Annotated in this window: 11 protein-coding genes; 9 read left to right on the forward strand and 2 right to left on the reverse strand. The window is 41.1% G+C overall.

Annotated features, from left to right (window positions below):
- The first annotated feature begins 32 nt into the window (after positions 1-32).
- From B155_RS13135 to B155_RS0107475, 7 genes are all read left to right on the forward strand, one after another.
- Entirely contained in the window at positions 33-1,772 is a 1,740-nt protein-coding gene (locus B155_RS13135) for an Rne/Rng family ribonuclease (RefSeq protein ID WP_018127631.1), read from the forward strand.
- Between the two features lie 70 nt (positions 1,773-1,842).
- Positions 1,843-2,391: an ATP-dependent protease subunit HslV gene (gene hslV / locus B155_RS0107450; protein ID WP_018127632.1), complete on the forward strand. Its 549-nt coding sequence runs from the start codon at positions 1,843-1,845 to the stop codon at positions 2,389-2,391.
- Between the two features lie 3 nt (positions 2,392-2,394).
- Entirely contained in the window at positions 2,395-3,789 is a 1,395-nt protein-coding gene (gene hslU, locus B155_RS0107455) for an ATP-dependent protease ATPase subunit HslU (protein WP_018127633.1), read from the forward strand.
- A gap of 93 nt (positions 3,790-3,882) precedes the next feature.
- Positions 3,883-5,778, forward strand: coding sequence for a S41 family peptidase (locus B155_RS0107460; protein ID WP_018127634.1), 1,896 nt, complete (start codon positions 3,883-3,885; stop codon positions 5,776-5,778).
- Positions 5,779-5,972: 194 nt separating this feature from the next.
- Entirely contained in the window at positions 5,973-7,472 is a 1,500-nt protein-coding gene (locus B155_RS0107465; RefSeq protein WP_018127635.1) for an amidase, read from the forward strand.
- A gap of 195 nt (positions 7,473-7,667) precedes the next feature.
- Entirely contained in the window at positions 7,668-9,263 is a 1,596-nt protein-coding gene (gene ggt / locus B155_RS0107470; RefSeq protein ID WP_157464819.1) for a gamma-glutamyltransferase, read from the forward strand.
- A 65-nt stretch (positions 9,264-9,328) separates the two neighbouring features.
- Positions 9,329-9,901 (forward strand): PhnA domain-containing protein, encoded by a 573-nt coding sequence (locus B155_RS0107475; RefSeq protein ID WP_018127637.1) that lies wholly within the window; start codon positions 9,329-9,331, stop codon positions 9,899-9,901.
- 83 nt (positions 9,902-9,984) lie between these two features.
- Here the strand turns inward: B155_RS0107475 and B155_RS0107480 are convergent, their stop codons facing one another.
- The gene (locus B155_RS0107480) at positions 9,985-11,514 is read right to left on the reverse strand and encodes a SulP family inorganic anion transporter (protein ID WP_018127638.1); all 1,530 of its coding nucleotides are present in this window, start codon (positions 11,512-11,514) and stop codon (positions 9,985-9,987) included.
- Between the two features lie 251 nt (positions 11,515-11,765).
- The gene (locus tag B155_RS0107485; RefSeq protein ID WP_040368382.1) at positions 11,766-12,779 is read right to left on the reverse strand and encodes a threonine aldolase family protein; all 1,014 of its coding nucleotides are present in this window, start codon (positions 12,777-12,779) and stop codon (positions 11,766-11,768) included.
- A gap of 40 nt (positions 12,780-12,819) precedes the next feature.
- Here B155_RS0107485 and B155_RS13140 point away from each other — a divergent pair, with 40 nt between their 5' ends.
- Both B155_RS13140 and B155_RS0107495 read left to right on the forward strand, forming a co-directional pair.
- Positions 12,820-13,839, forward strand: coding sequence for a carbon-nitrogen hydrolase family protein (locus B155_RS13140; protein ID WP_018127640.1), 1,020 nt, complete (start codon positions 12,820-12,822; stop codon positions 13,837-13,839).
- Entirely contained in the window at positions 13,829-15,022 is a 1,194-nt protein-coding gene (locus B155_RS0107495; RefSeq protein ID WP_018127641.1) for a lycopene cyclase family protein, read from the forward strand. Before B155_RS13140 ends, B155_RS0107495 begins: the two co-directional genes overlap by 11 nt.
- Position 15,023 lies beyond the last annotated feature (1 nt).

Here is a 15,023-nt window from a genome sequence, read left to right on the forward strand (position 1 = left end):
TGCGAATACCGGCCCTTCAAATAAGAAATTCAATGAAGAATCAAATAATCATTCATTCCTCGGGCGACCAAGCCCGTATTGCGTTGCTCGAAGACCGAGAGCTCGCTCAATTATTCATTCAATCCGAAGAGAACCAGCGTACTGTTGGTAATATATATGTAGCGAAAGTCCATAAAGTGATGAGTGGTATTAGAGCCGCTTTCATCGATATGGGAACTCCTAAAGATGCTTTTCTTCACTTTTCGGATGCCGGAGATCACTTAGACGAATACGTTGCGATGTTAAATGGTCGCAATGCCATTCCTAATTACGCTAAGGATGATATCAAGAACAAAGAAAACCTCAGCAATGTTGAGAAACAGATGCTGGCTGGTAAAGTGCTTCGTAACGGTCAGAAGCTCCTAGTTCAGATTGTAAAGGAGCCTATTGGCTCGAAAGGCCCACGTGTTTCTACCGATATCACTATAGCTGGGCGTTTCTTAGTGTTAATTCCAATGGGCGATTATATTGCCGTATCTAAGAAAATCTCGAATTACAAAGAACGTCGCCGTTTAAAAAATGTACTCGGCGATATGGTTCCCGATGGATTTGGTGTAATCGTAAGAACGGTTGCTCAGGGACAAGACGATAAGGCTATTGAAGACGATTTAAGAGATGTGTTAAAGAAATGGGAACGTATTCTTGATAAACTAGAAACGGCTAAACCCCCTTCTCTTCTGCACCGCGATTTAGATATGACCGAGAGTTTGATTCGTGATCTATTCGCTAAAAATTACGATCGCGTACTGGTTGACGATCAAAAGCTATATAGAAACATCAAATCGTATGTTTCTCAGATAGCACCAAAGATGGTTCCTAATGTGCAGCTCTATAAAGGCAAGGAACACATTTTTGATCACACCAACATTTCTGAAGATGTGAACTCCATCTTCAATCCTAAAGTGAGAATGAGATCGGGTGGATACCTTATCTTCGAACAAACGGAAGCCATGTATGTGGTGGATGTGAACTCGGGTCCTTATGCCGCGAAAGCCAAGCAAGAGGATAATTCGCTTAAAACCAATTTAGATGCCGCTCGTGAGATCGCTAAGCAACTTCGCTTACGTGATATTGGGGGCATTATCGTGGTCGACTTTATTGATTTAAAAGACGACAAAAACAGAAAGAAAATTTATGATGAGCTAAAGAAGGAATTCCGTAAAGACCCAGCTAAGACCAATCTTATTGGCATGAGTGACTTCGGTTTAGTTCAGATTACGCGCCAGCGTATTCGCCCAAGTGTAATCAACTCTGTATCTAAAGTATGCCCAATGTGTGGCGGCTCTGGTAATGTTGTAAGCCAGGATACTATCCTCACTGATATCGAGAGTTGGTTAAGTCGCTTCAAACACAACTCAGCTTACAGAGCTGTTGATCTCTTTGTTAATCCGTACTTAAAAACGATGATCACCAAAGGCTTATTCAGTAAGCGCTGGAAGTGGATGACAAAGTATCATATTAAAGTAAATGTGATTGGTGAAGAGACTATTTCACTTAACGATTTTAGAGTAACCTTAGCCGGTTCAGATGTGGATATCACCGAGGTGATTATTCGCGGAGAATCGATTGATGATGCTTTAGCTGCTGTTGAAGAAGTGGAAGTGATTTCTACAAGTAAAGAAGATCTCGATATATCTAAAAAGGAACGAAAGCCGTCGAACCGTGGTGGTAATAACCACAGAACGTCAGGTCGTTCTGACAATTCGAATGGAAGATCCAACTCACGACGATAGAAAAGTCGGGGTACCTTCAATGGCTTGATTCTTGCCAATTAAGCTTTAATTACGAATTTAATTTTTTAGAATGAGTGCATTTAATTTACATGCCACTACCGTTGTAGGTGTAATTCACAACGGAAAAGCAGCTTTAGGTTGCGATGGACAGGCAACGATGGATAAAACAGTGATGAAAGCCACTGTTCGCAAAGTAAGAAAACTATATGACGGCAAAATCTTAGCTGGTTTTGCTGGCTCTACCGCCGATGCTTTCACCTTATTTGAGCGTTATGAGGAGAAATTGAACGAATACAATGGCAACATGCAACGTGCTGCTGTTGAATTAGCCAAAGACTGGAGGAAGGACAAATACCTTCAGAAATTGGAAGCCCTCCTTATTGTAATGAACAACGAATATGCCTTAGTGATTTCTGGGCAAGGGGATGTGATTGAACCCGACGACAACATAGCTACTATCGGAAGTGGAGGCTCGTATGCTTTATCCGCTGCTCGTGCGTTAAGTAAGCATGCCACCCATCTTTCTGCTAAAGAAATGGTGGAAGAAGCGCTAAATACCGCCGCCGACATAGATATCTATACGAATCATAATCTCACTATCCTAGAAATCGAAGAGTAAATCATGATTACTGAACACAATTTAACCCCTCAACAAATTGTACGCGAACTCGACAAGTACATTGTTGGGCAGAAAGAAGCAAAAAGATCGGTTTCTATAGCTTTGAGAAACCGCTGGAGACGTTTGAACTCACGTGAAGAAATCCGTGAAGAGATCGTTCCTAATAACATTTTATTAATTGGACCAACAGGGGTTGGTAAAACTGAAATTGCCCGCCGTTTAGCGAAATTAGCTATGGCTCCCTTCCTAAAAGTGGAAGCTTCGAAATTTACTGAAGTGGGATATGTAGGCCGTGATGTAGAATCAATGATTCGCGACCTCACCGATATAGCGGTAAATATGGTTAAGCAGGAAATGCAAGACCGTGTGAAGGAAAAGGCTGCTGATGCGGTTGAAAACCGTATTCTAGATATTCTCATCCCTCCTGTTAAAAAGCCAAGTGGCGTAGGTTTTAGCAGTGATAAAACTGATTTTGATCCAACCAAAGCTAGTGATAACGAACTCAATGAACGCACCCGAGAACGTTTCCGCGAAAAGCTTAAAAATGGTGAATTAGAAGACCGCCAAATTGAGATTGAGGTTAAGAACAAGAAAACCCCAATGATGCAGGTTTTTGGACCAGGCGGTATGGAAGAAATGGGGATGAACCTCCAAGATATGCTGGGCAATGTAGGTAAGAGTAATAAGTCTAAGAAAAAGCTCCCTATCTCAGAAGCCCGTGAAATGCTACTTGAAGAAGAAGCAGAAAAACTGATTGATCACGACTCAGCCGTTCAAGAAGCCTTAGAACGTGTTCAAAAGCAAGGTATCGTTTTTATTGACGAGATCGATAAAATTGCCGAGCCTTCAACAGGTGCAGGTAAAAGCGGACCCGATGTAAGTCGCCAAGGGGTACAGCGCGATCTACTTCCAATTGTGGAAGGAAGCACTGTGAACACCAAACACGGAATCGTTAAAACCGACCACATTTTATTTATTGGTTCTGGAGCTTTTCACGTTTCAAAACCTTCGGATATGATTCCTGAGCTTCAAGGACGTTTCCCAATTCGTGTAGAATTAAATTCACTTACTGAAGATGATTTCTACAAAATTCTGTCGGAACCGAAGAACGCGCTTACTAAACAGTATGAAGCCATGCTTGAAACCGAAGGAGTTTCCATCTCTTTCACGGATGAAGCTATTCGAGAATTGGCAAAAATTGCGGCTGAAGTGAATGCTCAAGTAGAAAATATCGGAGCACGTAGACTACACACCATCATGTCTTCGTTATTCGACGAGTTATTGTTTGCGGTGCCTGATGATATCAGTTCTGGTGAGATTACAATCGATCCAACCTATGTGAACAAACAATTGGATTCTTTGGTTAAAGATAAAGACTTGAGCCATTACATCCTTTAACGTTGCCTAACTGTCGGTAATTGATTACAATCGTGAGTATAGAAACATTTGCTAGACTCAAGAGTTAAGAGGTAACAAAGAAATTATCCTTATATGTCGTTAAAAAAATTCATCGCCCCACAAGTTGTAATAGTAGCAGTACTGTCGCTGCTTAATGTATTAGGTATTGAAGCCATTGTTGAACGCAATGATGATGACCGAACCAATATTATAAAGTATGCTCAAGCTACTCGAAGTATTGTGGCTAATTATTTTAGCGATGCTGACCTAAACAACATGTATCAAGTGAGTATCAAGGAGTTTGTAACTCATATCGAGGACTCCACTTTGATATTGGAAGGCACACCTATTGATACAACCTTTGCTGGGGTTGAAATTGAAGACATTACGGATGCCTTTACAGGTTTCGAAAAAGCTTATTTCTATGTTGCCAACAACACCGAGGGAGAAGACATGAAAAAGCTTACGGAATATGCAATCCGTGGCTTATTTTCTACACTCGACCCTCATTCGGTATACATTGAACCAGAAGACAGCGAACGAGTTCAGGAAGAATTTGCTGGAAAATTCCAGGGTATTGGTGTTCAGTTTAACATCATTCAAGATACCATTACCGTAGTTACAGCCATTTCTGGTGGACCAAGTGATCAACTAGGTATTAGAACTGGTGATCGTATTGTAGCCATTGAAGACAGCAGTGCGGTAGGTTTCACTAACGACCAAGTGCTGAAGCGCTTACGTGGTGAAAAAGGATCTGAAGTAAATATTACTATTGTACGTCCAGGAGTAAGCTCTCCAATGGACTTCAAGATTATCCGCGATGACATCCCACTTTATACCGTTGATAGCTCATATATGCTTGACGACAAAACGGGATACATCAAAATAAACCGTTTTGCGGCTACTACGCATCAAGAGTTTATGCAAGCCTCTGAAGAGTTAGAAACAGAAGGCATGGAACGCCTAATTTTAGACCTTCGTGGTAACCCAGGTGGATACCTTGGGCAAGCCATAGCTATAGCAGAAGAATTCTTCCCTAGAGGAACTGAAATTGTGTCTACAAAGAGTAAGCACACTCGATTCAATGGCGAGTACTACTCACGCAACGATGGTGCTTTTAAAGACCGTCCTGTAATTGTGTTAGTAGATGAAGGCGCTGCATCAGCCAGTGAAATTGTATCAGGAGCTATTCAAGATCACGATCGTGGTTTGATTGTTGGGAAAAGAACCTTTGGTAAAGGATTGGTTCAACAGCAGTATGAGCTTATCGACAAAAGTAACGTGCGTGTTACCATTTCTAGATACTACACCCCTTCTGGACGCTTAATTCAAAAGCCTTTTGTGGAAGGTGGCGGTGAAGAATATGCCTATGAAATCTATCGTCGTAACGACAACGCGATGAATGATGCCATAGAATTCTCTGAAGAAATTCCAGATTCATTAAAGTACCGTACCGATGCTGGCCGTATTGTTTATGGCGGCGGCGGTATTGTACCTGATTATATCATCCAAGATGATACAACGCGTTCTGGCTATGTGATTAACTTCACCATTCGTAAAAGAGCTTCTTTCGATTTTGTGCGTTCTTACCTCGACACTAAAGGGGATGAATTTAGAGCACAATGGGAAGGTGATTTTGAGAAATTCAGAAACGAGTTCGAATGGACCCAAAGCGATTTAAATGATTTCGAAGATCTTTTGAAAGAGCGCGGTTTGGTGGTTACCAATGAAGTAAGTAAACCTGAATTTAGAAGTGACTCCCTATTTATTCCTGAAGGTCATATGGCTGAAGTATCATGGATGAATGAAGGCAGAATGAAAGCTGAGTTAGCTCGTCAAGTATGGGGCATGCCTTACTTCTACCCTATCGTGAATGATGTATTTGATGAATCTCTTAAAGAAGCAATGACCTTATGGGAAGCTGTAGATCGCTTGAAAGCGATAGCTGAAGGCCGAGCTTCTGCAAACGTTGGCAACTTAGACAACTAAACCATTTCGTTTTACCAATCTAAGATTATTTAAGCCTTTCAACTCGAAAGGCTTTTTTTATGCCTTAGAGTTTGGATGCCTATCAAACTTCACAGAAATTGCTTTAGGTGGAATGCTTCATATTTGTTATAATTTTGGGGTACAATCATTTATCTATTATGTACTCTATGTATAAAAAACTGCTGTTAATATCGATGTTATCGATATGTTGGGGATGTTCTAATATCAATACTTCGCCATCCGTTCAACTCGATGAACTTACCATTCCTGAAATCCACACTGCTTATCAAGAAGGCACCTATACAGCAGAAGAGTTAGTTAGAGCTTATATAGAACGTATTGAAAACAACGACTCGCTGATCACAGCCATTAGTGTGATTAATGAAGATGCCATCCAACAAGCTCAAGCTCTAGACCAAGAATTTGAAGAGACTGGCGTTTTAAGGCCACTTCATGGTATCCCAATGTTGGTGAAGGATAACTTCAACACTAAAAGCTTACCAACTACTGCGGGTTCACTAGCCCTAGATGGATTCATTCCTGAAAGTAACGCCACTATGGTTCAGCAGTTAATAGATGCAGGAGCTATCATTATCGCCAAAACGAATATGGCCGAGTGGGCCTTTAGCCCGATGCACAGTCATAGCTCCACCATTGGTTTTACTCGTAATCCTTATAATACTGATCATGTACCAGCTGGATCTAGTGGTGGAACGGGTGCTGCTATAGCGGCTAACTTTGGTGTAATAGGCTTAGGTACCGACACCGGCAATTCTATACGAGGTCCATCATCTCACAATGCTTTAGTAGGTTATAGATCCACCTTAGGACTAACTAGTAGATATGGAGTTATTCCTCTTTATCTCAGAAATGATGTAGCAGGCCCCATGATGCGAACAGTTCACGATGCTACATTAGTGCTGAATCAGATTGCGGGCTTCGATCCAAAAGATCCCGTCACGATCTATTCAAAAGGGAAGGTGGAGGAAGATTACACCCAGTTTTTAAAAGAGGACGGCTTAGAAGGCGCTAGAATTGGGGTACTACGAGCATTAAGTGATTCGAATACCGATCCAGAGATTCAAGCACTATTTGAGCAAGCATTACAAGATATGAAAGATTCTGGTGCTGAGATCATCGACCCTTTTGTGATTCCAAGTTTCGATGAAGTACGTAGAAACCAATGGTGTGCAATGTTTAAAAATGATGTAGAGTTATACCTCCAGGAATTTGTAAAAGATAGCTCTATGCAAACCATCGAAGATATCATAGCAGTGGGCACTGAATCTGACTTCGCGGCCTCAAGATTACAATCATCAGCCAATGCAAATGTGCAAACTTCAACTGAAGGAGTTTGCTCGGACCCATTTACAGATAAACGTCGAATCGCTTATCGATCAGCTATTGAATCTGAGATGGATCGATTTAATGTGGATGCCATAGTATACCCTTCATGGAATCACAAACCTGCATTAATTGACTCCTTCCGAGTTCAGTATAGAGGAGATAATAGTCAGGTCATCGCGCCTCATACTGGTCAGCCTGCTTTTACCGTACCTATGGGCTTTACATCTGGCAATTTACCAGCAGGTTTACAAATCTTAGGACGAATGTTCGACGAAGCCACACTTATTGAAATAAGCTATGCATACGAACAAAAAACAAAGCACCGTAAAGCACCTTCATTAAACTAAATGAATTACTCTCAACCTACATTGGCCAAAGGTTATCGAAGCTTGGCAAGACTTCTTGTTTTGGCTATGTTTTCACCATTAACAAACTAAACTAATATCTCTGTGAATACGATTAAACATCTCTTACTCTTTGCATTGGTGGGCTTATTCTTCCAGAATACCACTGTTCAAGCACAAACCTATGCCCGTAATGGCATGGTGGTTTCAGCTTCAGAAATTGCATCTCAAACCGGAATTGATATTCTAAAACAAGGGGGAAATGCTATAGATGCTGCTGTAGGAACAGCCTTTTCGTTAGCGGTAACGTGGCCCTCTGCAGGTAATATTGGTGGCGGTGGATTCATCGTATTTATGGACAAAGATGGCAAAGCCACAACTTTCGACTTCAGAGAAAAAGCGCCTTTAGCATCCACTCAAGATATGTTCTTAGATGAAAACGGCGAAGTAATCTCCGGGATCAACCATAACACCCTCCTTGCTGTTGGGGTACCGGGAACTGTTGCAGGCTTATATAAAGCTCATCAAAAATATGGCAAACTTCCGTGGAAAGACGTAGTTCAACCTGCTGTTACACTAGCTAAAGAAGGCTTCCCTTTTACTTGGTCGCTCTATCGCGCAGGTAGTTCGTATAGCAAAAACGAAAACCTGCCCTTTATGCAGCAGTATTTCTTGAATGAAAACGGTGAATTACCAGAGCCGGGTGAGATATGGACACAACCTGAATTAGCCTATACTCTTTCTTTGATTCGTGATCATGGTAGAGATGGTTTTTATAAAGGTGAAGTAGCCAAAGAGATTGCTAGCTATATGAAGGAAAATGGTGGAATTATCACCGAAGAAGATTTAGCTAAATATGAAGCTATAGAAAGAGAACCACTCAAAGGAACGTACAAAGGATACGAGATATACTCTATGCCTCCTCCTAGTTCAGGTGGGGCTACCATCATCCAAATGATGAACATGATGGAGCAAGCAAATTTCGATGAGATCGAGTTTAATTCTGCTTCCTACATCCATCTATTAGCTGAGACCATGAGACGTGCCTACGCCGATCGTGCGCAGCATTTAGGGGATCCTGATTTCAACCCAGACATGCCTGTTGATAGATTAATTTCCAAAGAGCATGCAAAAAACCGCTTTGCTAACTTAGATATGACTAAAGCTTCTGAAAGTGATTCTTCGAAATTCGGTCAGCTTTACGACGGCACGAACACCACGCACTTCTCGGTGATGGATAAAGATGGAAATGCCGTTTCATTAACCTACACGCTAGAACATAGCTACGGTGTGAAAATGGGATCTGAAAAGCTTGGTTTCATCTTTAATAATGAGATGGGCGATTTCAACCCTCAACCAGGTGTTACTACCTCGCGTGGACAAATTGGAACCCCAGCTAATGTGGTAGCCCCTGAAAAACGTATGCTTTCAAGTATGTCGCCAACCATTATAGCCAAAGACGGTAAACCATATTTACTCATTGGAAGCCCGGGTGGACGAACCATTATCAATACCGTGTTTCAGACTATTTTAAATGTAGTTGAACATGATATGCGTGTGGACAAAGCCATCGAAGCTCTTAAAATTCACCATCAATGGCTACCAGACCGAATTGTTTATGAAGGTGATTTGATGTCGCCCGATACCCGTAAAATCCTTGAAGCGATGGGCCATACTCTTAGTACACGTACTAACTTAGGAGCTCTAATGGGCATCACTTATTTTCCTGAACAGAATCTCATTATTGGTGCAGCTGATTCATCTCGACCTGATGGTGCAGCCATAGGTTATTAAATAAATATTCGGATAAGGATCTGTGTATATTCTCATTCATTTATATACAGACCTTATCCTATTCAATGACCGAAGCCAAATTATTTGCACGTAGCAACCATCAATGTGAATTATGTAGTGCTAACACCGATTTAAGCATATACGAAGTCCCACCTACCGATTATTCAGATAACGAAATTGTTTGTTGCCAAACTTGTGTAGAACAACTCAACGATTCTGATTCTATAGAGCCTAACCATTGGCGTTGTTTAAATGAAAGCATGTGGAGTACAGTACCTGCTGTTCAAGTGGTTGCGTGGCGCATGCTCAACACATTAAAAGGTGAAGGCTGGCCCGTTGATTTACTCGATATGATGTACTTAGAAGAGGAAACTTTGACATGGGCTAAAAGTGGATTATCTGAAGTAGATAACATGGATGAAGTGATTCATAAAGACTGCAATGGAGTGGTATTGGAGTCTGGAGATACGGTAGTTCTTATCAAAGACCTCAACGTTAAAGGAGCTGGATTTACCGCAAAAAGAGGAACTCCTGTTCGTAACATCTCACTGGTTTATGATAATGCTGAACACATTGAGGGACGTGTAAATGGCCAGCAAATCGTGATTCTTACCAAGTATGTAAAGAAGAATAGTTAGCTAGCAACCACCTGCATAAAAAAAGCCCACACTCTGCGAGTATGGGCTTTAAAGGATGAGACTTGTCAATGACAACAGGTACTCTAAATTTCGTCTACTACTAATTTGTATGTAGGATCTTCCATTACATTCACGTCGATGATTGACTCGGCATCTTTTAGAAGCTTGCGGCAATCAGCACTCAAATGTTTCAAGTGCACCCTCTTACCTACTTTGTGGTAACGCTCTGTAATTTTATTCAGTGCTTCAATAGCCGACATATCAACCACTCTACTTTCTTCGAAATCGATGATGATTTCGTCAGGATCGTTTAATACATCAAACTTTTCATTGAACGCTGAAATAGATCCAAAGAATAGTGGTCCATAGATTTCATAATGCTTCACGCCATCTTCATCTACGCGCTTACGTGCACGAATACGCTTTGCATTATCCCAAGCGAATACTAAGGCTGAGATAATCACACCTATAATTACTGCAAGAGCTAGGTTGTGTAAGAAAATGGTTACTAGTGTTACCAGCACCATTACAAAAATATCTGACTTAGGCATGCGGTTGAAGGTTCTCAAACTAGCCCACTCAAAGGTTCCAATCGATACCATAATCATCAGTCCCGTTAAAGCAGCCATAGGTAGCTTCTCAACGAGTCCAGCACCAAACATGATAAATACGAGTAACATTACTGCGGCAACAATACCTGAGAGTCGAGCTCTTGCACCAGCTGATACGTTTATCAAACTTTGGCCAATCATAGCACAACCGCCCATTCCAGAGAATACACCTGACAAGATATTTGCAGCTCCTTGAGCTACCGCTTCTTTATTTCCACGACCACGAGTCTCTGTAATTTCATCAATGATGTTCAACGTTAATAAACTCTCAATCAGACCCACACCCGCCATTACAAAGGCATAAGGAAGAATGATACTAAGGGTTTCTAAACTAAATGGTACTTCTGGGATATGAAATGGAGGAAAACCACCTTTAATAGAAGCGATATCACCTACCGTTTTGGTATCAATATCGAATACAACAACAGCCCCAAATATGGCTAAGATAGCTACTAAGGAAGCAGGGAGAGCTTTGCTGATTTTTGGGAGCCCCCAGATGATGAGCATTGTTAATAGTACAAGGCCTAATAGCATATACAGTGGTTGGCCGGTAAGCCAATCGTCACTTGGACCTTTAAACTGTTCTAACTGCGACATAAAAATGATAAGCGCTAAACCATTCACAAATCCGAAGATTACTGGTTGAGGTACTAGTCGCATGAGTTTACCCAATCGAAGTACACCCGCACTTACTTGGATTAAACCCGCAAGTACTACGGTTGCAAACACATACTCTACACCATGTGAGATTGCAAGTGATGCAATTACTACAGCCACAGCTCCTGTTGCACCTGAAATCATGCCAGGTCTACCTCCAAAAATTGAGGTAATTAAGCCCATCATAAATGCTGCATACAAACCAGTTAATGGCGATAGTCCAGCTATTAAAGCGAAGGCTACAGCTTCTGGTATTAAGGCCATCGAAACGGTTAATCCTGATAAGAACTCTGTTTTGTAGTCTACTTCTTGAGAGAGATCAAATAGGTTTAATATCTTTTTCATGTACTTCTTTAAATACTATCCCTAGAAACAGAATTGTTCATTCTGAGTGATAAAGACAGCGGGTTTGTGATTTCTGAATACTCTACACGAGTGGTGAGATAACTATAGCGCTATATTGTGCAGAGTTTTTTAGGTTAAACTTGAGCGACCAAAACTACGGATTTATTTTTACAGAAACCTATAGGAAAGTACTCTCTAATCTAGATTAGCAGAACCTAATACAGGTTCTGCTATCCAATAAAAATTAGCTTTTAAAGAGCGTTAAAAGCCTGCATTATAACATCCATTTCAGCTTCCGAAATTTGGAAATGAAAAGTAATACGAACTGTATTCGGGCCAAATGGAATCATATGAATATCATGAGCACTCATCTTCTCGATAAACTCCATTGCCGATTCCTCTTTGGTGTCAAACAAAAGAATGTTCGTTTCTAATGAATCTAAATCAACGCTGAATTGCTCTTTGCTATTAATCACTTCCGCAAGCTGTCTTGCTCGCTCATGATCTGTTTTCAGAAGTTCATAGTGATGAGTTAGGGCGTGGTCGGCCGCAGCTGCAAGTATTCCAACTTGGCGCATTCCTCCACCCCACATTTTTCTAAACCTTCGGGCTTTTGCAATCCGTTCTTTGGTCGACAGCAGCATGGATCCCACAGGTGCTCCCAAGCCTTTACTAAAGCACACTGAAATGGTATCAGCTATGTTGCCAAAGAAGGAAGCTTCAATACCTGTTGCTATCATTGCATTCCAAATACGAGCACCGTCTAAATGCACCATGAGGTTATGATCGTCAGCAAATTTTTTAAGGGCTATCAATTCTACTTTGGAATAGCATGCCCCGCCCCCTTTATTCGTTGTGTTTTCAAGGCATAGCACTTTCGTTTTGGGTTCCCAGTCGAATGCTCCCCGAACGGTATTAGCTAATAAGTCAGGATTTAACTTTCCTCGTTCCCCAGCTATGGTCTGAATTTGAACTCCCGATAACACCCCCACACCGGCCGTTTCATAGTTATATATGTGGCCTTTTTCATCAATCAATAATTCATCACCCGGCTCGGTTAGTACTTTTATACCCAGTTGATTACTCATGGTACCACTTGGCACAAACAGGCCTGCGTCCATTCCAAACAGTGTAGAAACTCTTTTTTCTAAAGCTTGAACCGAAGGGTCTTCATTAAACACATCATCTCCAACAGGAGCCTCCATCATAGCTTTAAGCATTAATGGAGTTGGTTTTGTTACCGTATCACTACGAAGATCGATCATTTTAATTCTTTGTTTTTCCGTCATCAAGGGATATACTTTGATGATTTCCCTTCATACTCATTTAACATTTATCTGTGTGGAAAATCTATATAAAATAGCGGTGGTACAACACCCACCTGTTTATTTAAATCTCTCGCAAAGCGTAGAGAAAGCCGTCGAACTTATCAAAGAATCGGCGGAAGGAAAAGCACGGATGGTAGTTTTTCCAGAAACGTGGCTGCCCGGTTATCCAGTGTGGCTTGATTATGCTCCCAATGCCGGTGTTTGGGATCATCCCGGTGCAAAGCAGTTGTTCAGGTTGCTTCACGAAAACTCTCTTGAAATAGATTCTTCCCTCTTTCATCAACTTCAAAATGCGGCCATAGAAAACGATTGCCTTGTAGTGATGGGAGCTAATGAACGAGTGGGCCGAACCATCTACAACACAATTTTTTACTTCCACCCGAGTTGTGAGCATGTTCTTCATCGTAAACTCATGCCTACTTATACCGAGCGTTTGGTTTGGGGAATGGGCGACGGTAGCACTCTAAGCCCCGTTAAACATGATGGGCATACTATCACTGGTCTTATTTGCTGGGAACACTGGATGCCTTTAGCTCGAGCTGCTACTAGAGCACAAGGTGAGGATATACATATCGCCCAATGGCCTATGGTTAAAGATCTGCATCAAATAGCTAGCCAACAGTATGCCTTTGAAGGCCAATGTTATGTGATAGCTGCCGGCTGTACCCTTACAAAAGCTCAAATGATTAATGGTATCAAATCTCATTCAAAGGAATATGCCGAAGCACTTGAAATGATCCATTCCATTCCACTTTTAGAACAAGACTATGTTCTCAAAGGTGGCAGTTCTGTCATCAAACCTAATACTGAATATTTGGTGTCTCCGGTAAAAGAAAAAGAAACCATTATATATACTGAGTTAAATCTGTCTATTTTAAGCGAAGGAAATTTGTTTATTGATACCAACGGTCATTATGCTCGCCCTGATGTCTTTAAACTAACCGTGAATAGGAATCCACAACAAAACATAAGCTACAACGACGACATTGAAGGTTGAAGCAACATACGATTTAATAATAGCTGGTGGTGGGTTATCAGGTTTGAGTTTGGCCTATTATCTGGCCGAAGGTGGTTATAAGGGAAAAGTACTAATTGTGGATTCGGCCTTTGCCCCAATAAACGACAAAACATGGTGTTTTTGGACAAAAGACACTCCCCCCTTCAAAGATGTAATCTATCGTACATGGAATAAAGCATATTTCTCGGCACTCGATATGCAAACATTTCTGTACCTGAATGAGTATTCCTACTATTGTATTCGAAGTGGCGACTTCAAAGAATTTGTACTTCGAAGGATACAATCACTTCCAAACTTTGAGATACTTGAAGAGAACGTTTTAGACTTTTCTTCGAATTCGAATAAAGCCATAATGCTTACCAAAAACAGTGTGAGCTACTTGGCCGATTATATCTTTCAAAGTATTTTTGACCCCTCCAAAAGAGCACCAAGAAAAGCTAAGTATCCACTTATTCAGCATTTTTTAGGATATGAAATTCATACCGAGCACGATGTATTTGATCCAGCTACGTTCACACTCATGGATTTCGATAATCAGTTCGATGACGGTGTAGCCTTTATGTATGTGCTACCGTTTGATCACAACCGTGCCTTACTCGAATTCACTGTGTTTTCTGAAGAACTTTTAGAAAAAGGCGTGTATGAGGATAAAATTGAAGAGTACATGGATTCCAAATTTGGTCTTCATCACACAGAGTACAAAATTGAACGGGTCGAGTATGGTCAGATACCCATGCATGACCAAGAATATCCGCCTACCTATGGCAAAAACATCATAAACTTAGGAATGGTTGCCGGCCTCACTAAACCGAGCACCGGCTATACATTCTTAAAAGTTCAAGAGTATACAAAACAGCTCGCTGATGCATTAATAGCCAAACAAAAACCGATTCTACCTCCGAAGTCCTCCTTTCGATATCGGTTTTACGATTTACTACTACTTCATATTCTATCTACATCAACGGAAGATAGTTTGGCTGTATTCAAAGACCTTTTCAAGAATAACTCCTTCGATAAAGTGTTTAGCTTTTTGTCGGAAAAAACGAACTTTGTAGAAGACTTAAAGATTATGAGTTCAGTGCCTAGCCTTCCATTTTTGAAGGCTATCACACAGAATTTGAAGCTTAAAAATAAACCTAAGAATAAAAACCGTACTGCTTAAC

The sequence above is a fragment of the Balneola vulgaris DSM 17893 genome, from assembly GCF_000375465.1.
Taxonomy (GTDB): Bacteria; Bacteroidota; Rhodothermia; order Balneolales; family Balneolaceae; genus Balneola; species Balneola vulgaris.